This window comes from Hymenobacter metallicola (genome assembly GCF_004745645.1).
Classification (GTDB): domain Bacteria; phylum Bacteroidota; class Bacteroidia; order Cytophagales; family Hymenobacteraceae; genus Hymenobacter; species Hymenobacter metallicola.
Window position 1 is genome coordinate 445,266 of the sequence record NZ_SRMB01000004.1, and the last position, 19,004, is coordinate 464,269.

The window sequence follows — 19,004 nt, forward strand, 5'->3', positions numbered from 1 at the left end:
CAAGCGACGTAGGTCATAGTCTCAACTAGCGATGCCACAGCCCCTCCCCTACTCGGCACAGACTTAGTCAGTGGTGGAATGCGTTTAGCTAAGTTTGCACTCAAATGCAATTATAGAGCATATCTCTGCTTCAGTAGAGCTTCCCCAATAAAAAGCACTCGTTAGATAAGCCTATTTTATCCCTATGAATACCATCCTCCAAGAAGAACTTGACAATATACTAGGCAAGTCTAGTTTCTAGAACAAACAACAACTGGTAGGCCAGCTAATCTATTAATACGGTATTCCCTCCTTTGATGAAATCAAAGCAACTACACCTTCAGACATTCCTTCGCCACTGAATCTTGTTCTAAGGCCCCATGGCCTAGAGGTATCCATGATGCACAAATTCAAGATGCAGAAGGTAGGGGTTTTGTATTCTGAGCTATAAGCAATCGAGCATGCCACCCCCACTCAAATGGTAACCAGCCAAGACAAATCAATTATAGGACGCGCTTTGCTGAGTGGACTATTCTTAGGTGGCGTCGGTGTTATAATAGGGGGTGCTAGCGCTATTGGTAAGAGCTAACGAGTTGAAAGTTCTAGCTCGATACTGACTCTGCTGGTGAATCAGCAAGGTATTGAGCACCACTTAGTTGCTATGGTTGAACCCCAAAATTATACTGCGGTACACGCATTACTGCATAGTAAGCTTCCTACGTTCATGCGATAACACAAAGCCCTGCTATGTAGCGGGGCTTTGTGTATAGGCCAGTGTGTAGCCTTTTATAGTGTTGAAGTGCTTAGTGCCTTGCAGTACACGCTGAACATGACGCCTGTCCCAACCTAGCTCTCGGCATAGAGCGCGGGCGCTTTCCCAGCTATCCACGAACTGCCCTTCCTTATATCTAGCAATAGGCTTTCTATGCTTTTGGAGCCTGTTATTAAGAATCAATTCTTTCGAATAGATACCACTTTTGCCCTTATTCCAAGGCACTTCATGCCGGCATTTCTCGGCCAAAACCTTTCTGGTTTCAGCCGAATGTGTCTTGCCGTAAAAGCCGTTTCTTTCCCCAGTTGCGGCCTCAACTTGTTTCCTCCGGTATTCAGGGTTTTGCCAAAACTCCCTTGCTTTTTCAGGTGTAAGTCCATCCCCTCCTTCTGTGCCGTTAACAAGCCAGCCGGTAGATCGATAAAGCCGGATGTAGTGGCGTTCACGCTCCTGCCATTGATCCAAGGGCGCCTCTTCTAATACCTCCATAATTGGCTCTTGACCAATAACAGCCAAGGCGCTGAGCCAATGATGCCGGTGGGTTTGCTTTCCTTTCTTGGCCTCGTAGATATGGCTATATAGCCGCTTTTTTAGGTTCTTGGTTTTCCCCACGTACCGTACATGCATTGTCATGGGACACTTTAAAGCGTAGATAAAAACGGTGTCTGCCATAGCTGTTTTGATATTTGATTAGTATTGTCCGAGCCACTGCTCGACTTCAGGCGTAAGTCAGCACCAGCCATGCTGAATGTGCAGGTGAGCAAAGCGCCACCGCAGGGCGCGGGCCTGATTGCCCGGCCGCACAGCCGCCACCTCGACACCCAGGCCCGCACAAACGGGTAGGCACACGGTGGCCGCCGTGCCGGAGCTGATCTTAAAAGCCCCCACCGCTCGGCACACCAGTGCGTAGGTCCACGGAGCGCGGGCCACCTGGGGCCCGCGCTGTGGGAGAAAGGATAGGGTCGGCATATGTTTACTCGGCCGGATAAGAAGCGTAGTAGACCACCCGCCACACCTGGAGCTGGGTATCCTGCCAGTCGAGTACCACCGGGGCCAGGGCTGGGCCGTTGTCGAGCGTCATATGCAGGGCAAAGGGCCGGGTGCGGATACCCTCAGCAGCCAACCGGCCCAGGGCTACAAGCTGCCCGGCGTAGAGCACCGCGTACACACCCGGTATCACGTCGGCCGGATTGGTAACCTGCTCAGCTAGCACCAGACAGCCGGCCGGGAAGTGGGGAGCCATCTGGTTGGTCTGGAAGTCAAGTAGCAGCTTGTCGGCCAGGAAGGCGGCGAAGGCATCGGGGCCAGCGGTGCGCAAGGCCATTGAAATCCACGGCAAGCCCGGCTCCAGGGCAAAAGCCGGAGCAGCAGCGGCCGGAGCCGCTGCGCGTTTGTTGGCAGCCATCCAGGTTAGAGGGCGGCTAGTTCGGAATACGATAGGCCCGTTTCGAGCTGGAAGGCTTCCCCGCGCATGGCGTAGGCCAGCTCCCCGGCATAGTCTGAGGTGCGGCCCCGGCGGTTGCGCTCCTCTACCGCATTTTGCAGGGCGCGAGAGAGCAGCGGGTGTTTTGAGGTTGCCTCTTCCTCGGTGGTTGCGGGCTCAATCCACATCTGAGCAGCTTCGCGCTCGACTTCTTCCGCGTCGGGAATGTTGGTGGTGTCTACCTCTTTCGGGGCCGTGGCCTGTGCGGCTTCGCGCTCCGCTTTGAGGCGGGCCAGGTTGCGCTTCCAGGTCAAGAGCTGGGCCGCGTCGGTGGTGGCGTAGATACGGGCCGTGGCTGTTTGGCGCTCGGCTGGGGTGAAGGTGCCCGAGTTGAGCAGCGTGGAGAGCTGAAGCCGCAGCAGGGACAGGCCCAGGTGTACGGCGGTGGGGTGGAGAGTGGTCGCCGTGCAGGTTGCGGCAGTTACAGCTTGTGCGTACATTTGTAATGGTGATTAAGTAATAGGGCTTGCCGGCCCTGTTTCTGATTTCTGAGGTCAACCCTTGCCGGGGTTGACCTCTTTTTTGTCCCTTTGACTCTTCAAATGTACTTGTTTTTCTCAAGTGAGAAAATACTTGATTAAATATTTTATGCACTTTTTTTCTTAAGTGTATAAAAGCCTGAAATCTTTTTACCTTTGTTCTATTATGAAAGATATACCAAAGAAGGGGCGACCAAAAAAAGACCCCTCGCGCCTCAAAAAGAGCCGCACCCTCTCATTCACCGACGCGGAATACCAAGCTCTTGAGGCACTAGCAGCAGCGGCCAAAGTTGGGGTCAGTGAGTACATTATTCTGAAGTGTGGCTTGACGCAGACACCTAACCTTTGAATTTCCCGAAGCACCCACACTCATATGAATTTTGCTAGCTTGCTTGGATAAGGACTCACTACCCATCTTTGTATGCCACTGTTCTTACAAGACACTGTCCAGAGTAACGAAGTAGGCCCAATACCACTTCGTGACTTCATTGCTGGGCTCGCTCTGTTGATTAGTGTAGTCAACAGCATTGTTGTTTTTTACAGAAGCCCAAAGTACTTAAAGCGCCTTGAGCGAGAGAAAGAAGCTAATTCACGGCGCGTGAACGTTTTCAAAACGCTGATGGCTACCCGCGGAGCCAAATTATCATATCGTCATGTTGAGGCCTTAAACTCTATAGACCTTGAGTTCTTAGGCGATGAGTATGCAAATGTGATAACAGCACGAGACAACTATTACGACAACCTTTCTCATCTTGAGCATGAGCACGATTCTAGTTTCGTCTTGACATGGGCAGAAAGAAACAATAGCCTACTTGCAACTCTGCTACATGAAATGGGGAAAGTGCTAAACTATAAACACTCTTTAGTTGATATATAGCGCAAAGTATACACCCCCCAAGCCCACGTCAATGCAGAACAGGAAGAGGCCGCAATAAGAAGAGGCTTGGCAGCGCTACTACAAACAAAGGAAGGGTATTTGTCTATGCATTTTGAGCAAGATGAACAAGCGACATCCGAGGCATCGGAGAAGCAGAATAAGATGCATGACCTGATGATAGAATACTATACGCGAAAACTGAACAAGCTTTAAACAAAAAAGCCCCTCGTTACGGAGGGGCTTTTTTTGTATTATGCGGTACCAACGCAACTATATTTATGCCTACACTCGCAGACTTTGAGCTACTGTACGAATTAAACAGCCAACAGGGGAGGTTCCTGTGTGGTGGGCGCCCGTGCTTCCATGTCGACAAAGAAGTTTTGGCGGCTTTGCATGGCCAAGACATCGACTATCTGACGAAACGCTTCCTTGATACTTACACGGACTTACTTTCTTCACCTCTAAATAAGTACTTGCGGCAAGAGGCGCCACGCGACTCTGCTTTGCTAGCCCACTGCCACTATTTACTGGACAGTTGCTTGGATGAGGCCCCTACCTACAGTGAAAACGTCGTCTACCGAATCGAGCAAAGCGCTTTTGTGGAGCAGTTCCGAGCGTGGTTCAAGGATCGGATAGGAAGCATTGTGCAAATTCCTTGTTTCTGGTCCACCTACCGCAATCCGAAGTACTGGAAGCATGCTCCCGCTCTATACCAGATCAAGACAAGTGCCGACACCCAGGCCCGAAATATTTCTGCCTACGCGCCAAAAGCTATTCTTAGAAATGAGGCAGAAGTGCTGTTTAAGAGTGGCACATGCTTTTTTGTAGAATCTGTGGGTGAACAGATTCACTTGCTAGAGGTCGCAAAAATGCCTGATCATCGACTGGTGGAGGACTGCCATATGGCTTATTGGCAAGATGATGAAGCCAACGATAAGCCATCAGCTTCTGAATTAGGGTTGATTTAAAACTTTCTATTTTATGTAGTCCTTCTTCAAAGAAGGATTTTCGACTTGAGTCGATTATAGTTTGCGTCATGTCTCTATCGTCTGCTCCACCTGCTCTGCAGCCCTTATTCAAAACAACACGGCTAAACGAGCCTATCACTATTTACGAGGGCGAACTCCAGTTAATTATCACTGGAAGGGCTCCTCTCGTTTGCCAAGGCAGCGTGCAGTGGCGTTGGCTAATCTCTCCTGAGTTGTTCATCAAGGCAGAAGCCAGCTCGGTGGAGTACCTTCATGATGCCTTTCTGACGTCTGCCACACAAATAGCTATCCCTGGGATAGCTCCGTTCCATTTCTCCTCTACTAATATTCATATAGGAGAAACAATGTCGATTTCAGGCCATCCCCGCAGCATTTACAAGCCGGCGGTGACGCCACCCCAAAGGCAGTTGTATTTCCACCTTCCAAACTTCCCGAATTACAACGGGGAAAGCATTAGTGCGCCCCCATCAGCTGAGCTGCTAGGTAGCTGGAGGCGCGGCCGGATGAGCCTGAAAGCTGCTGGCTGGGTAGTTACACTGGATAATCTTGCAGAGACTAAGACGCTTGCCGAAGAACTACGGGAAACGGGAGGCTATGCCATAACGCACACTGGCAAATTAGAACGGGAAGATGAAGCACTTTTCACGTTGGAAGAAGCACAAGCTTTCATGGAATGTATCAACTTCTTTCTGTCGTTTGTCGCTGGCCGATGGACACAGCCAGTACTTTGGTGGATATTCTCTGGAGACGATAGCCAGTCAACTCAAATGATTATTCCAGCCAATCAACGTTTGGATAGTTGGCGACAAACGAATTCATGGGCCAATACCAAAGGCTGGCAAAGTGGGGAAGATATTAGCGGTCTATTCCCTGCCTTTGTGGATAGATTTACCCAAGCGTCAAAGCTGCTGCGTTTGTCAATATCTTGGTATATCGAAGCGCTATCTAGTCAGCTGGTATCTGATAGCCGGATTGTTTTAACACAAGTAGGCTTAGAATTACTAGCTGAAGCACTCCCTCCGCTGGTAGGAGCTGGTGCACTCAAAGGGCCTGCAGAGCATCGTCTGCGAGGCTTATTGAAGCTGGTCATGCCAAGCTTGAATACAGCGGTACCCGCTAGTTTAACATGTTTGGTAGCTGTGTTGAGCCAACCTCCGGCCATGAATTGGAATAAGAGCACGGGAGGAGTTGCTGATGGGCCATCTGTAGTCGTTAGCATGCGAAACCTAATTGCCCATGGCGCGCGCAAGCCGGCAGAAAAGGCCCTCTTAGCTAATTCTACGGTAATGTATGAGGCCTCTCAGCTAGGGCTATGGTATCTGGAACTCGTACTACTGAACTGGCTCGATTATGAGGGTCATTATAAGCCACGTATTGTAATAGGTGGATGGATTGATGATGGCGAGACTCTTTAGAATTAAGTTCAAAACCAACCTTTGTTTAAAATGAATAGAAAATCCCTATACAGTGGAAACTGGTTCATTCCAGGAAGCGAAAAACGCTACCCTGGTATACTTAAAGAGCATAAGAAGAGGAAAATGTTTACGCTGACAATATATAGCAACGAGTATATAGACGGCAGTCCTGTATCAATGGATTTTAGTAAGCAGAAATCCAATCCGACCATCATACTTGGTGATACATCTGATCCTGTTACTTTATATAAATGCGTATATAGAGGAACAAAATACATTAGCGACATACTGCACGAGATAACTTATCAGGTTCATTTTGTATTTGAACTTGTGCACTTTAATAGTAAAGAAGATATAATTATAAAGAGCGCTCGTATTAAAATCCCATTCTTAACATCTTGGTATGATGGATATTTATCTCATCCGACAGTTGAAGATAAGGCCATTGAATCAACAGTTGAAAGTGTAGCTGTTAAAGATGGGTTGGATATATTTTTTATAAATAAAATTTTAGAAAACAAGAAATTCTTATCAGAGTATTATAGGAAATATATTGAGTTTAGATATTCAAAAAACACATTGTTTGACGATGCCATGTCTGACTGGTTTAAGTTTGCTAGATTAATGGAGTTGGCAACTTCTAAGGCCATTCCCTTTGATCTACTTTGGTTTACTATTAATATAAAGAATACTAGTAAAGCCAGGATGGATTTTGTTAGCAATAATGAGATAGATTGCCTTGTAAAAAGTTACGTATTTGGCAGTTATGATGGTACAGAAAAAGAGTGGATACATCAGAACGCTATGATATTTAGTAATTGGAAAGTATCCAAGGATTCATTAAATAAAATAATTATATCATGGTTTAATAACGAGAAATTTTATCCTATTTATGATTACTACATAGAATCGAATACATGGCCGATTAATTCAGATTTTGCTCTATCTAATGTAATGTATAATAACAAATTCCTGAATTTAATACAAGGACTTGAATCCTATCATTATCAATTGAACGATCAGTATAATGCTGATAATAAAGCATTTGTTCAAAATAGACAAATGGTATACAACTCTATTGACAAACCTTTGCGGATTTGGCTGAATAATAATCTTAAATTTCCAAAAGATTTTAAATTACAAGATAGGCTTGATAAACTTATTATAAGGTATGAAAAAATTCTCTCGTTTCTATTTGATAGCAATGCACAGTGGTTGAGATTTTTTCCTGAAGATGCAAAAAACTTTAGGCACAGGTTGTCTCATGGTAATTTAAAAGAGACCTATCAGGGAGATTATTTAAGTGATTTATTCTGCGCGGCACAATTGTTATTATGTTTGTGTATTCTTGAATCGCTTGGAATGGATGATATAAGAACTATTAACGCATTACGCTATAATGTTGAAGTTGGGAGAACTATCTACCAAATTAGGAATTCTTATCAGAAGAGAGTTGATGGTTCACAAGATGAGTTATAATAGCTCTACTTGATTCATGCAAAAGCCCCGACTCACCCAGGCCGGGGCTGTTATTTTACAGCTCCACCACTGCCCACGCCTCACCCAGCAACTCCTTCAGCTCCCCCTCGGGTAGTTCCTCCACCGGCGCGAAACTTTCCTCTCCATAGCTGTACTCGTGCACAAACTCGGCCAGGCGTACGCCCCATTGTCGGAAGTGGGGCGAGTAGCGTATGCCCGTGACGTGGTAGAGCTGGCCCCGCCGCTGCCAGAGGTGTGATAGGCCCGTCGTAACGGGGTGACAAAGATAAAAGCTTCTATACGGGCCCGAAAATCGTGAGCAAAAGGCCGAAAAACTACGGCTTCTCCACGATTTTCCGGCCCTTCCTCGTGCTCCTATGTTTGTGGCATCATCAACCTAAAAGCTCTTACTATGAAACCTCAAAAATCCCTTTTCGCCATCAATGACTTCGTGCGCGTTGATCCTCGTGGTCCTCGCATGAAAATTGAATCTTTGCTGGGGCAGGAGGCTGTTTGTATTTGGTTCGTCGCAAACAAGCTTCACCGAGCATCTTTCCCGGTCAGCATTCTTTCGAAAGATGCTGGTCTAACTAAGCCCTACATAACGAAGTCCTATTAGCAGCAAAGAGCCCTGGCCATTGTTGACCAGGGCTCTTTGCTATATTTAGACTGCTCTACTCCTTGATGTCTACTGTAAACTCTATTGTGAGTTCGCCGGGCTTCTCCTGAAAGTGCCGAGCCGTGACAAGGATTTTTAAATTGTCGTGAAAATCAAGTGTATCACCTTGCGCAGGCAGTGCTCCTTCGGACTGAAGTTGTTTAAATAGCCTAGTAATCCGCGAAGCTAGTTCTTGCATTTCCGTCTTTGCAGTGCTGAGTGCAATATCTGCTTGCTCTGGTGTAGTTACCCCTACTTCATTGCGTTGAAAAATCGCTTCTGCTAGGTTGTCACCTAACGTTACCTGAATATATGTTTCAAATGTGCTACTCATCAGTGCGTATTAGAATGGAGAAAGTAAGTTTCTGGAACAAGTCAACCAGCTCGATCTTGGCTAACAAAAGCTTCTAACTCTTGCTTAGAGTTAGACATAGATAGAGCTGGACGTGCATACGGCGCATACTTGGCATATTTGGCATACTTCGCGTATTTGGCATATTTGGCATATTCTGCGTAGACGACAACGGGGCATTTATCACGGCGAAAGCCGACTCTGTAGCCCTGAAGATCGTAGAGAATGCCATCAACATACCACCCTAAATGGTGGCCCCTCCAGCCGTACAGGCGCTCATTGTCAATATAGGCAACTGCATGACCTTTCCACGTATAAATGGTTGACTCATCAGCTGCGATATAGACCTTTGCATGGCCTGAAATGTCATACAAACTTATTTCCATAAATCATTTCTTCGTGGAGTAGAGGCATAATTTACAATGGATGAGCTATTAATTCCTATTCAACTATTAAAAAAATATAAGCTAGCCACTTACTGCTCCACCACCACCCACGTCTCTGCCAGCAACTTCCTAAACTCCCCCTCGGACAGCTCCTCCATCGGGGCAAAGCTTTCTTCACCATAGCTGTACTCAGGGGCAAACTCGGCCAGGCGTACGCCCCACTGCCGGAAGCGCGTCGAGTAGCGCAGGCCGGTGACGTGGTAGAGCTGGCCCCGCTGTGGCCGGGGGATGGCAGGGTTTCCGTCGGGGAAGGTGCCGACGCACACGATGCACTGGCCGGGTTGGAAGCGGGGTGGGTTCATACCGGGAAGATAGGTCAGGACAAGGGCTTTTCGTAGCTTGCTACTGTTACTGCTTAACGTCTACCTCTTATGTACCAGGACGAACTCCCAGATTACAAACAACTCATTTTCTTCGCTACCTCAACAATAGCGGCCACTGGCCAGCGAACTATACCAGTGCCCTATACTGAGGCCGAGGTGTTGGCTGATGCGCAGGTACAAGAATGGCTTGCCAAAGGCTACGAAGTGGAAAGCTTTTACAACAAGGTCACTACTAATGATCCGTATGCACTGCTTGTGGAAGTGAATTTATGCCGCACAGATATATTCTCGGATGGAGCGTAAACTATTTCTAGTCGAGTACGCTGACAAGCTCACCATCTTACTTCTTCCCTACCTTTTTCTGATTTCCTACTGCTATAACCTGGGCTATTGGGGGAATTTGCGGTTTGACATCTATAACTACCTGTCGTTTGAAGACTTGCTAAAAGGGGTTGGTACGGCAGTACAGGGACCTTTTTCTACAACAATTATCGTCGGAAGCTTAAGCATCTTTGCTGCTTCGTTTGCGCCTCTGCTTTTTAAGCATACGTGGCTAGTAATTCTTATTCTTCTCCTGTGCTTTGGTGGGTTAGCTTGGGCTCAGTATGTAACAGCGGTCCAACTTCCTGCCAATGGGTTTGTATCACTGGAAGTGCCAGTCTGGGCTACGGTATTTACGACGGCACTTCCCTTATCGCTCTCGCTCTTTACTACACGGCGGTTATTTGGTACAACTGCTGCTAGCCAAAAGAATAAGAAGGGCACTCGTTGGTCAGTAGTGATTTCGGAGTCGGTTTTCTTTGTGCTGTTTGCCCTACCCATAAATGCCTTAATCACGGGTTTGAACAACGCTGATAATCTGGTGAAGCATTACCAGTTCGACTACATCGCTAAGCCGAGCTACGAACGTTTTGAGCAGCTAAAGGCCTACCCGTACTTAATCTATGTAGGCAAAGCAGGTGATTTTCACCTGTTGCTGAGCCCCGATGGGAAACGTCGCATTGCGATGCCAAAGGATTCGCTGGCCATCGTGACCCTCTCTGATTTCAACATCAATGGAGCTGGTATGACAAAGGAGGCATTGCCGAAGTAGTTTCCACTTCTTAGGTTCACAGATACAAAAAGCCCCGACCTCTCCAGGCCGGGGCTTTTTCAATGGATATAAGCTGCTTTAGTGCCCTACGACAAACTTCTTCCCGGCACTCACGCCGGCAGCCGTAACTATCCGATAGGTGTATGCTCCATTGCGCAGCTCGTGCGCATCCAGTTGCAAGTGGTCGAAGGTGGCATCCACCCGGTAGGACTTCACCACCTGACCCGTCATGCTCAGCACGTCGAGCGTGGCTACCTCACCGCCTTTCACGGTGTAGGGCAGGCGGATAGATTCGGCCGCTGGGTTGGGGTAAGGCGAAGCTGTTAGCTCGTCGGCCTTGCCAGCCGTTTTCAGCGGCGTGTACGTGCCGCCCAGGCCATACACTTTCGAATACGAGGCCGAACCCTCCGACACGTAGCTAATCATCTTGGTGCCCATCGGCGTGTTGGCAACGCGCACGAAGAGGCAAGAGTCTAGTGAAGTAAGAGTACCACCTGTTTCATCCAGAATGCGCGTAAAGTTGGGGGCTGAGGTTTGGCTATAAAAATAGACCAGCACCTCTAGCCCAGCATTCGTATTGAAGAGCTTGTCGCTGACAAAATCTACCCCATCTACCGTATAGCCCGTTGGCATGTTTACTGGAATCTGACGATAGATCGAGTGATTCTGGTTGTAGATGTTTACTTGATTCGTCGCTTCAGAGAAGCCCGCGTACTTAACCTCGCCGGTACTAAGCTTATGGAAGTCAAGCTGTGAGGAATGCTTCTTTTCCAGCGTGATTTGCGCACTGGCTGTTAGGCTAAGCAGGGAGGTAAAACAAAGGAGTAGTAGCTTTTTCATAGACAGGGATAAGGTGAAGAGCAAAGCTAAGTAAGTCACCGCGCTCTTCCACTCATATTCCCTGCTTTCCTAGCTACCAGCCAATCCATTGCCGGGCCGCCAGCACGTAGAACGGGGGGCGGTTCTCATGGGCTTGATTGCTGCCAGTTTCATTATTGATGTGCGTATGGCTGCCAGCGCTGCCCGTAGTTTTGTTGAGCTCACCTGGGCGGGTGGCTCGGGTATCACCACCGCTGTCGTTTTCCTTTACGCCGTAATTGTAATTATCCGTGTACGAGTGCGCGTGCTCCCCAGCAACCTGCATGGTGTGCGTGTGGGCCGGCAATTGCGGCACGGTAAGCGTAACCGAGGCCGCGCCTCCGGTGGTGCCAATGGCATAATCCTGCGCCTGCGGGTTCATGCCGACGATAAACCGCTCCCGTAAATCGGCCGTGCTGTTCTGCCCGTTACACAAGGCCCAACCAGCAGCGGCTTGGTCGGCGTGCCCTTTGCCACTTTGATCATAGAGCGTCGCGTCATAGGCGGCAATCCACTGCACTTCACCCAGAGAGCGGGACCAGCTCTCAATGTACTTTCGGTAGGTCAACTCAAAGCCATGTGAGCCGGTGACGAGGGCCGTACCAGCTGGGGCTGTACCCCGGGGCTGGGTCAACAACTCGCGCTCGGTCATGCAGGCTTTGGTGCCGCCGGTCTGGTAGGGGCGCAGATCGGTATCGATGTATGGCCCAGCAACTACTTCGGCCGGGAAGGTCACATTTGAAGCCCCTTCGTAGCGTTGGATATTGCCCGCCAGCCAGATAAAGCCGGGACTGATACTGCCCACACCGTTTGTCTGGGTTACAGTGCAACCGCTAATGACCAGGGGCGGGGCTCCTTGCAGGTGGGCTTGCAGGGCGGCGTATACTTCATCCTGGAGCACATCGAAGTCGTCATTGGCGTAGGGTCGGCCGCCGGGTTCAAACTTGAGGTACTTCATCTCTAAGAGGTATACAGCGGCGGGGCCGGGGTTTCGTGGATGAAATAGGTGGGCACGGCGGGCTGCTGCTCGGCGGTGAAAGAGATGAATACCGGAGTCGGGGTAAGCTCTGGGGTGCTTGCCGGTGCGGTGGTTGGCTCTGTGGTCATGCGGTTTGCTGATAGAGGATATTTTCCAGGGTGCTGGTAGCCAGAAAGAATTCGTCGGCCAGCTCGGCGATGATATACTCGCGGGAGAACTTGCGCGGGCGCGGGGCCTCGGTGTAGCGGCGTTGGAAGGCGGCCCGAATTCGCTCGTTACGCTTGTTCTTGTTCGTTTGCCGGGTGAGTGTTTTCGTAGTGTTCATTATCACAAAACACTACCTGTTATGCGGGCAAGGCAAGAAAAGGATAGTTAAAAAGCTAAGGGATACCACGCTTGCGCAATTCTGGTCGCTGCTGAATAAAACACTTGACGCTGCCGATGGTGCGCCCTAAATGCTTTGCAAGCTCTGCTGCTGACTTGTCTCTGTAATGAGTCAGTAAATAGCGATAATCGGCATTGTTATATGCCTTACGACGTTGTTTAGTCACCATAGCCTCCCCTACCGTGCGGTAGTTATATCAGTAGCATACATCACTTCTTCGGTCGTATCATCCTCCAGGGCCTGCCAGGCCAGGTGCTGTTTCCAACTGGGCCGGAAGTTGACGCCAGCACCTTCGAAGTACGCGGCATCCTCTTTGGCCTTGAGCTTGGCGGCTGCCTTCGCTTTATTGGCCATCGGCATTCGGGTCTGTGGGTACTACATACTTGAAGGTGAAGCCGCCAGTGGGCAGCTTGTGCTCAGTTTCGGACTTCTCTTTGAAGCCCTCGACGAGCTGCACGAACAGTTTGGCCGCGGCCGTGTCGGGTGGGTAGTGCTCGGTGTACTCGTGCTGCTCCACACTGGAGCCGAGGCCCTGGCCACCGGAAACGGTCATGAACTTTACCGCCTGGTGAGAGTAGCCCGTGGCCCGCTCGTAGAGCTTTAGTATCACGTGCGGCGTCAGGGCCTGGAATACGTTGGTGGCCCCGTCACCCAGCTTCACGCGCTTGAGGTGGGCCTTTACCGTCTTATCCGACAGGCCGGTGGCCTCCACCAGCTCCTGCACGGTGGGCTTGCGCATTTCCTTGCGGATAATCCGGGCTATTGCCTTCTGGATTTTGGCCTGGTTGCGCTGTGCGTCTTGGCGTTGCTGGTTCGGGTTCGAGGGCATAAGTGCCTCAAATGTGGCCCTAATGCCCTTTTTCGTCAATTTTCAGAAGACAATCACGGCAGATTTTACCGTGAATGACGGGTGATTTGTACCGTGTGTGTCCTACCCAATTTGCCCCCTGCGCTGCATAGGGCAAGTTTTGGGGCACAATGGAGCGCGAATACAAACTGTTTGAGCCAATCGAGATGTGGCATGTGGCCCACCTGGCCACCTTTCTCTCCCAACTGGAGAGCAGCGGGGCCCGCACGGCTACACTTCGCATCAACTCCCCCGGCGGCTCCTGGATGGCCGGCCAGCTCATGCGCGTGTCGCTGCTCAGCAGCCGGCTGAAGGTCACGACCGTGAACGAGGGTATTGTCGGCTCCGCCGCAACGCTGGTGTTTGCCGCCGGCAACATCCGCCAGTGCCAGCCCCACGCCAAGTTCATGATGCACCAGGTATCCAGTGAGCCCGGGCACGTGCAGGTAAAGGAGCTCAAGCGGGCCGTTGCCGCCCAGGAAGCTCTGAACCGCTCCACGGCCGAAATGTACGTGGTCGCCTCCAACAAGACAGTGGAGGAATGGGAGCAGATGATGGAGGCCGAAACTTGGCTCAGCGCAGAGCAGGCCCACACGATGGAATTCTGCACGGAAGTGCTCCCGGCCAAGCCTGGCCACGTTGCCGCCGACGCCAGCATGGCTGCCGCCGACGTGCACAAATACTACATGTCACTCATTCCCCCAACAAACGAGATGAAACTCGACGAAGTGAAAAACGCACTGGCCCAGGCCGGCGTGACCCTGGCCGCTGACGCCACCGATGCCGACGTACTGGCTGCCATTACCAAGCTCAAAAACGAGGCCCCCAAGGCGGGCGAAACAGTGCAGCCGAAAACGGAGACTGAAGACCCAGCCATCACGGAGCTGAAGCGTCAGCTTCAGGAGTTGAAGGATTCGCGCCAATCTGACCAGCAGAAGCAAATCGAGGGCGTAGTCAATTCGGCCATCAGCTCAGGTAAGATAACCGCTGCGCAGAAAGACACTTACACGTCGCTGCTGAAGGCTGACTTTACCAACACGAGCAAGATTCTGGGCGAAATGCCCGCCCGCACGTCGACCGCCCAGCGCGTCAACCAAGCGGGTGGCTCTGGCAAGGCCACCGGTGCCGATGCCCGCAACGACTGGGATTTCGACAAGTGGAGCAAGGAAGATGAGGTAGGCCTGCGCGACATGAAGCGCAACAACCCCGAGCAATACCAGAATCTGCTGGCCAGCTCCGGCCTCATCTAAGCCAGTGCCCTCCAGCATCTACCGGGGCACGCCCTATCCAACTGTTCAATCTCTCTTATTCCTCATGAAAAATCTCTTTCTCATCGGTAAGCTGGCAATCGGCTTCCTGCTGGCCCTGTTCGTAGGCGCCATTCTCGGCTCGGCAACGGGCATCAACCCCGTGGCCGCCGGCGGCGTGCTGTTCGCGGCCCAGGTGCTGCGCGCCTGCACCAAGCCGGTAGAAATGCCGGGCCTGGCGTTCGACGACGTGCTGACCAGCATTTTTACCCGGGACCTGCAGAAAATCCTGTTCCCGGATAACAGCTTCTACAAGCGTACCAAGAAGCTGAACACCGATTCGGACGCACCTGGTACTGCGGCTGCTTCCTACCAGATTCCGCAGGAACTCCAGATGCCTGAGGGTATCACCGACCCGGCCGAATTTCCCTTGCCCGTTGAAGAGCTGGAGGGTGGTAATGAAATCGTGACGCTGAACCTGCTGGCCACCAAGCCCACTCGCTTGGGTGACCGGGAGCAGTTGGAAACGAGCTACGACCGCCGTGCCAGCTTCCTAAGCCTGCATGCCAACGTGCTCGACCAGATGGCCGCCGCCGTTTCCCTTAACCGCATGTCGCAAGTAGCCTCCGGTGCTACGGTGCTGACCTCAGGCGCTGCTGCTGCTGCTGCTCTGCCAGGTCTGACGGGCAACCGCAAGGCTGTCACTAAAGATGACATCATCAAGGCTTGCGAAATCCTGGACCGCACCGACATGCAGGGCAAGCGCTACGGCCTGGTGGGTGCAACCCAGCACAGTGAGCTGCTCAAAATTGAGCACTTCGTCGACTACGAGAAGACCGGCAACCAGTCGGCTCTGCTGCGTGGCGCCATCGGCTCGGTAATGGGCGTGGAGTGGTACAAGCGTAGCACGGCCGCCATTTTCACCGGTGCCGGCGCTGCCAAGGCTGTAGGTGCTGCTGCCGCTTCCGACGACAACGAGGGTATGCTCATCTGGAATGAGAATGCCATCGGCCGCGTCGAGGGCACTGTGCAGGTCTACATCAACGAGGCACAGGCCCAGTACCTGGGTGCGCTGATGAACAACGCCGTGCGCTTCGGCATGAAGCTGCTTCGCTCCGACAAAAAGGGCGTGGTGGCCATCCGCCAATCGGCTGCTTAAGCACCAGCCCACACTGCCTAACCGCAAACAAGCGGCCACTCTTCGGGGTGGCCGCTTGTGGCGGCAAAAGGCTTTTCTATGCACCTGACGCTAAAACGTACCACGTTCACCTCTGAGAGCACTATCGGCCAACTGTCGATAGATGGGCAGTTTGAGTGCTACGTCCTGGAGGATGTGGTGCGGAAGCCTAGCACGACGAAAGTATATGGCAAAACGGCCATTCCAGCCGGTACCTACCCGGTAACCATTACCCACTCCAACCGCTTCGGCCGACTCATGCCCCTGCTCGGCGGCGTGCCCGGCTTTGCTGGTATCCGCATCCATAGCGGCAACACGGCCGCCGATACCGAAGGGTGTTTGCTAGTGGGCACGACCCAGGCCCGCGACTTCGTGGGCAACAGCCGGACTGCCTATGCGCGGCTCTACATGAAAATTAAGGCTGCTATCGACCGGGGCAACCAGGTCACTATTTCTATATCGTGAGTGTGCAATCAACTAGTGAATGGGTGAAGTGGGCCCTAGGCGTCGCTCTGGCTCTCAGCAGCGGCGCCTTTGGGTACGCCCTCAACACCGAGCACCGGCTCACGAGCGCGGAGCAGACGCTGCAGGCGCATATCAATGAGGCTAAGGAAACCAAGGCCGATGTGTACCAGCGGCTCAACACCCAGGACCAGACCCAAAAGGAGGTGCTGCAGGCAGTCAACGACGTGAAAGTGGATATGGCCGCCATCCGTGGGGCCCTGGGCATACCAAAAGCATCCGTCAAATGAGAAGCACGCTACTATTGGCCTGTGTGGTTGGCCTGGCCAGCTGCGTCGCCGGGCATCAGCCAACGCCGCAGCAAAAACTGGCAACCCTCGTCGAGCAGCATCCTGAGTTGACAGCCAAGGAAACCATTCGTGTCGAGGTGCCTGTGGTTGTGCCCCAGGTGGAGTTTCAAATCAAGTACGTGCCGGTGCGCGACACCCTCCGGGAACAGCGCGAAGGCCTGGGCCTGGATTCGTTGCTGCGCCACATGGATGCCTCGCTCGACAGCGTGCAGCGCGCTGCGGCCCGCAGTCAGGTAGCGGCATACGTCCGGAGCCGCCCAGTGCTCAACGACACACTGTGTTTCGACACGCTGGGCGTGAAAGGCTGGGTATGGCGCACGGGTACGACCTACCAGATCTGGGTGGTGCGCAAGTCGATTGAGGCCACCGGTAAAACCGACGTGGTGGCCACCAAACTCGTGCCTTGTCCTAGTGCGCCGGAATACCTCTGGTACGACCCGCGCGGCTGGCCCTGGTGGATGTCGTTCCTGGCCGGCCTCGTGGTGGGCGTCGGCTTCTGCCTAGTCATTTGCTCCCTCGTGTTACGCGCCACTCGATGAAAAACCTGCTTGCCACTCTTCTGGTGCCCATTCATCGGCTACAGGCCGAAATGCCCACCTTCTGGCGTCGCGCCCAAAAACTGGCTCTGTTTGGCCTGGGTGTGATTGCCGCCCTCAAGCTGGAGCCTGAGCTCGTGCCCGACGTGGTGATGGGCTACCTCAAATACGCTTTTGTCTTTTTTACCACCGTCGCCGGTACGGCGCAATTCACCTGCAAAGATGCCTCCCAAGAAAACTCCGAAAACCCCAGCTGAAACGGGTAAGTCTGATTTCCGCTCCACGTTTGAAGCCAACCCTGAAGCACAGGAAATCTATACTACCAGCGACGGTCAAGCCTTCCTGAAAGAAGGCCCGGCGAAGTCCCACGCCAAATTTCTGGGCGACAATACAGTGTCGAAAGTGACCCGCGACGAAGCCGATGCCGAGCCGGAAGAGGAAGCAACCCCAGCCCAGTAAGGCTGACGTTGCCCGGGCCCGCGACACCATGCACAAGCTGGGTGTCGCGGTGCTCTACGGCACGGGGGATGGTGCCTACTTCACTACCCCGGAGGCCGCCACCGCCTACAATGGTGGCAACAGTTCAACCCTACTTACTTACACGCTCGACTAATGGCAACGCCTGACGTTCGTATTCAAAAAGGCCGCGGAGGCCTGGGCCGGCAGCGCCCCACCGAGGACGGTATTTGTGGCCTGGTCACCCAAGGCGTCAGTGTCGACGATGGCCTGCAGCTCGGTACCGTCTACGAAATCCGCTCCCTGCGTCAGCTCGAAGCCCTGGGCGTGGATGCTGACTACGACACCACCAATAATGCAGATCTGCATTACCACGTGTCGGAATTCTTCCGCATGAGCCAAGGCGGAGTGCTCTACCTGCTCGTGGTGGCTCGCACGGTCACCATGGCCCAGATGGCTGATAAAGCCCTCACCCACGCCAAGCGCCTGCTCGTCGAAGCCGACGGGAAAATCAAGCAGCTGGCTATCTGCCTCGACTCGGCCGATGGCTACGCCGCCGTAACCGTGAACGGCCTCGATGGCGACGTGGTGGCCGCCCTGCCCAAGGCCCAGGCCCTGGCAGCCGAGGAATTCACCGAGCACCGCCCGGTGCTGGTGCTGCTCGGTGGCCACGGCCTGGCCACTAACCTGGCTGGCGTACTGGACCTGCGCGCCCAGAGTGCCGAGAATGTTGCCGTAGTTATCGGCTGTGACCACCTGACCAAGCCCGGCGTGCCAGCCGTGGGTACGCTGCTGGGCACGCTCAGCTTTGCCCAGGTGCACGAGGATATCGGCTGGCTCGACAAGTTCAACCTCGCCTCCGATGGCCGTTTCCTCAAAGCAGGCCTGACCAACGGTAAAACCGTGGGTGAGACGCTGCCCGCCGATTTGGGCGCCCTCGATGGCAAAGGTTACCTGTTTGCGCTGAAGCATACCGGTTTCGATGGCCTGTACTGGAACGACTCGCACACCTGCACGGCGCTGGATAGTGATTACGCCTACATCGAGAACACCCGCACGCTTAACAAGGTGGCCCGCGTGGTGCGCCAGTCGCTGCTGCCCTCGCTCAAAGGTCCGCTCAAGCTCACGGCCGATGGCCTGCTGCAGCCGCAGGTGGTAGGTGATCTGGAGGCCAAGAGTAAAACCGCGCTGGAGGCCAACATGGGCCGGGCCGGGGAATTCTCGGCCTGCGACATCTACATCGACCCCGCCCAGGACGTGCTGGCCACGAGCCGGGTGGAAGTCGACTACTCCATCGTGCCGGTGGGAGTAGCGCGCGAAATCGTGGGTACCATCGGCTTTGTCAAGAGCCTTTAATCCTTC

The 19,004-nt window shown here is 52.6% G+C and carries 28 protein-coding genes; 16 read left to right on the top strand and 12 right to left on the bottom strand.

All coding sequences use genetic code 11. From position 1 onward, the window contains the following. Positions 1-724: 724 nt before the first annotated feature. Positions 725-1,423, bottom strand: a complete 699-nt coding sequence (locus E5K02_RS20255) for a GIY-YIG nuclease family protein (protein ID WP_135397320.1) — start codon at positions 1,421-1,423, stop codon at positions 725-727. A gap of 24 nt (positions 1,424-1,447) precedes the next feature. On the opposite strand from E5K02_RS20255, the gene E5K02_RS25640 reads away from it, so the two are divergent. Beyond that, on the top strand, positions 1,448-1,594 hold the full coding sequence (locus E5K02_RS25640) for a hypothetical protein (RefSeq protein ID WP_167856508.1): 147 nt from the start codon (positions 1,448-1,450) through the stop codon (positions 1,592-1,594). Between the two features lie 130 nt (positions 1,595-1,724). Here E5K02_RS25640 and E5K02_RS20260 read toward each other — a convergent pair whose 3' ends face one another. Both E5K02_RS20260 and E5K02_RS20265 read right to left on the bottom strand, forming a co-directional pair. After that, positions 1,725-2,156: a hypothetical protein gene (locus tag E5K02_RS20260; RefSeq protein WP_135397322.1), complete on the bottom strand. Its 432-nt coding sequence runs from the start codon at positions 2,154-2,156 to the stop codon at positions 1,725-1,727. A 5-nt stretch (positions 2,157-2,161) separates the two neighbouring features. After that, positions 2,162-2,674 carry a hypothetical protein gene (locus tag E5K02_RS20265; RefSeq protein WP_135397324.1) on the bottom strand — a complete coding sequence of 171 codons (513 nt, stop codon included), beginning with the start codon at positions 2,672-2,674 and terminating at the stop codon, positions 2,162-2,164. 460 nt (positions 2,675-3,134) lie between these two features. Between E5K02_RS20265 and E5K02_RS20270 the strand changes: the two genes are divergently transcribed. The 4 genes from E5K02_RS20270 to E5K02_RS20285 all read left to right on the top strand — a co-directional run bounded on the left by E5K02_RS20270 (position 3,135) and on the right by E5K02_RS20285 (position 7,473). Then, entirely contained in the window at positions 3,135-3,590 is a 456-nt protein-coding gene (locus E5K02_RS20270) for a DUF6680 family protein (RefSeq protein ID WP_135397326.1), read from the top strand. 278 nt (positions 3,591-3,868) lie between these two features. After that, positions 3,869-4,558, top strand: a complete 690-nt coding sequence (locus E5K02_RS20275) for an ADP-ribosyltransferase (RefSeq protein WP_135397328.1) — start codon at positions 3,869-3,871, stop codon at positions 4,556-4,558. 68 nt (positions 4,559-4,626) lie between these two features. After that, positions 4,627-5,994 carry a hypothetical protein gene (locus E5K02_RS20280; protein ID WP_135397330.1) on the top strand — a complete coding sequence of 456 codons (1,368 nt, stop codon included), beginning with the start codon at positions 4,627-4,629 and terminating at the stop codon, positions 5,992-5,994. A gap of 30 nt (positions 5,995-6,024) precedes the next feature. Next, the gene (locus tag E5K02_RS20285) at positions 6,025-7,473 is read left to right on the top strand and encodes an ApeA N-terminal domain 1-containing protein (RefSeq protein WP_135397332.1); all 1,449 of its coding nucleotides are present in this window, start codon (positions 6,025-6,027) and stop codon (positions 7,471-7,473) included. Between the two features lie 674 nt (positions 7,474-8,147). Here E5K02_RS20285 and E5K02_RS20295 read toward each other — a convergent pair. The 3 genes from E5K02_RS20295 to E5K02_RS20305 all read right to left on the bottom strand — a co-directional run bounded on the left by E5K02_RS20295 (position 8,148) and on the right by E5K02_RS20305 (position 9,231). After that, positions 8,148-8,465: a hypothetical protein gene (locus E5K02_RS20295; RefSeq protein ID WP_135397336.1), complete on the bottom strand. Its 318-nt coding sequence runs from the start codon at positions 8,463-8,465 to the stop codon at positions 8,148-8,150. A gap of 41 nt (positions 8,466-8,506) precedes the next feature. Beyond that, positions 8,507-8,869 (bottom strand): 4-fold beta flower protein, encoded by a 363-nt coding sequence (locus E5K02_RS20300; RefSeq protein WP_135397338.1) that lies wholly within the window; start codon positions 8,867-8,869, stop codon positions 8,507-8,509. 89 nt (positions 8,870-8,958) lie between these two features. Beyond that, complete coding sequence (locus tag E5K02_RS20305) at positions 8,959-9,231, bottom strand: hypothetical protein (protein WP_135397340.1); 273 nt, start codon at positions 9,229-9,231, stop codon at positions 8,959-8,961. Positions 9,232-9,300: 69 nt separating this feature from the next. Here E5K02_RS20305 and E5K02_RS20310 point away from each other — a divergent pair, with 69 nt between their 5' ends. Together E5K02_RS20310 and E5K02_RS20315 are read left to right on the top strand one after the other, a co-directional pair. Beyond that, on the top strand, positions 9,301-9,555 hold the full coding sequence (locus tag E5K02_RS20310; protein WP_135397342.1) for a hypothetical protein: 255 nt from the start codon (positions 9,301-9,303) through the stop codon (positions 9,553-9,555). Then, on the top strand, positions 9,545-10,345 hold the full coding sequence (locus E5K02_RS20315; RefSeq protein ID WP_135397344.1) for a hypothetical protein: 801 nt from the start codon (positions 9,545-9,547) through the stop codon (positions 10,343-10,345). Before E5K02_RS20310 ends, E5K02_RS20315 begins: the two co-directional genes overlap by 11 nt. Positions 10,346-10,423: 78 nt before the next feature. Here E5K02_RS20315 and E5K02_RS20320 read toward each other — a convergent pair whose 3' ends face one another. The 6 genes from E5K02_RS20320 to E5K02_RS20335 all read right to left on the bottom strand — a co-directional run bounded on the left by E5K02_RS20320 (position 10,424) and on the right by E5K02_RS20335 (position 13,396). Then, positions 10,424-11,185: a T9SS type A sorting domain-containing protein gene (locus E5K02_RS20320; RefSeq protein WP_135397346.1), complete on the bottom strand. Its 762-nt coding sequence runs from the start codon at positions 11,183-11,185 to the stop codon at positions 10,424-10,426. Positions 11,186-11,258: 73 nt separating this feature from the next. After that, entirely contained in the window at positions 11,259-12,161 is a 903-nt protein-coding gene (locus tag E5K02_RS20325; RefSeq protein WP_135397348.1) for a hypothetical protein, read from the bottom strand. A gap of 2 nt (positions 12,162-12,163) precedes the next feature. Continuing rightward, positions 12,164-12,310, bottom strand: a complete 147-nt coding sequence (locus tag E5K02_RS25645; RefSeq protein WP_167856509.1) for a hypothetical protein — start codon at positions 12,308-12,310, stop codon at positions 12,164-12,166. Next, the gene (locus E5K02_RS20330) at positions 12,307-12,507 is read right to left on the bottom strand and encodes a hypothetical protein (RefSeq protein ID WP_135397350.1); all 201 of its coding nucleotides are present in this window, start codon (positions 12,505-12,507) and stop codon (positions 12,307-12,309) included. The genes E5K02_RS25645 and E5K02_RS20330 overlap by 4 nt, the downstream gene beginning before the upstream one ends. A gap of 237 nt (positions 12,508-12,744) precedes the next feature. Continuing rightward, positions 12,745-12,921 carry a hypothetical protein gene (locus E5K02_RS25650; protein ID WP_167856510.1) on the bottom strand — a complete coding sequence of 59 codons (177 nt, stop codon included), beginning with the start codon at positions 12,919-12,921 and terminating at the stop codon, positions 12,745-12,747. After that, positions 12,911-13,396: a winged helix-turn-helix domain-containing protein gene (locus tag E5K02_RS20335; protein WP_135397352.1), complete on the bottom strand. Its 486-nt coding sequence runs from the start codon at positions 13,394-13,396 to the stop codon at positions 12,911-12,913. Before E5K02_RS20335 ends, E5K02_RS25650 begins: the two co-directional genes overlap by 11 nt. Positions 13,397-13,545: 149 nt before the next feature. Here E5K02_RS20335 and E5K02_RS20340 point away from each other — a divergent pair, with 149 nt between their 5' ends. From E5K02_RS20340 to E5K02_RS20375, 9 genes are all read left to right on the top strand, one after another. Next, on the top strand, positions 13,546-14,664 hold the full coding sequence (locus E5K02_RS20340) for an ATP-dependent Clp protease proteolytic subunit (RefSeq protein WP_135397354.1): 1,119 nt from the start codon (positions 13,546-13,548) through the stop codon (positions 14,662-14,664). A gap of 64 nt (positions 14,665-14,728) precedes the next feature. Beyond that, positions 14,729-15,820: a phage capsid protein gene (locus E5K02_RS20345; protein WP_135397356.1), complete on the top strand. Its 1,092-nt coding sequence runs from the start codon at positions 14,729-14,731 to the stop codon at positions 15,818-15,820. A 78-nt stretch (positions 15,821-15,898) separates the two neighbouring features. Continuing rightward, complete coding sequence (locus tag E5K02_RS20350) at positions 15,899-16,303, top strand: DUF5675 family protein (RefSeq protein ID WP_135397358.1); 405 nt, start codon at positions 15,899-15,901, stop codon at positions 16,301-16,303. Between the two features lie 2 nt (positions 16,304-16,305). Further along, complete coding sequence (locus E5K02_RS20355; protein ID WP_135397360.1) at positions 16,306-16,590, top strand: hypothetical protein; 285 nt, start codon at positions 16,306-16,308, stop codon at positions 16,588-16,590. Further along, on the top strand, positions 16,587-17,189 hold the full coding sequence (locus E5K02_RS20360; RefSeq protein ID WP_135397362.1) for a hypothetical protein: 603 nt from the start codon (positions 16,587-16,589) through the stop codon (positions 17,187-17,189). Before E5K02_RS20355 ends, E5K02_RS20360 begins: the two co-directional genes overlap by 4 nt. Beyond that, complete coding sequence (locus E5K02_RS20365) at positions 17,186-17,443, top strand: hypothetical protein (RefSeq protein WP_135397363.1); 258 nt, start codon at positions 17,186-17,188, stop codon at positions 17,441-17,443. Before E5K02_RS20360 ends, E5K02_RS20365 begins: the two co-directional genes overlap by 4 nt. Further along, positions 17,409-17,645 (top strand): hypothetical protein, encoded by a 237-nt coding sequence (locus E5K02_RS20370; protein WP_135397365.1) that lies wholly within the window; start codon positions 17,409-17,411, stop codon positions 17,643-17,645. The genes E5K02_RS20365 and E5K02_RS20370 overlap by 35 nt, the downstream gene beginning before the upstream one ends. A gap of 28 nt (positions 17,646-17,673) precedes the next feature. Beyond that, positions 17,674-17,799, top strand: a complete 126-nt coding sequence (locus E5K02_RS26095; protein WP_262709874.1) for a hypothetical protein — start codon at positions 17,674-17,676, stop codon at positions 17,797-17,799. Then, positions 17,799-18,998 (top strand): DUF2586 family protein, encoded by a 1,200-nt coding sequence (locus E5K02_RS20375; protein ID WP_135397367.1) that lies wholly within the window; start codon positions 17,799-17,801, stop codon positions 18,996-18,998. The genes E5K02_RS26095 and E5K02_RS20375 overlap by 1 nt, the downstream gene beginning before the upstream one ends. The last annotated feature ends 6 nt before the right edge of the window (positions 18,999-19,004 follow it).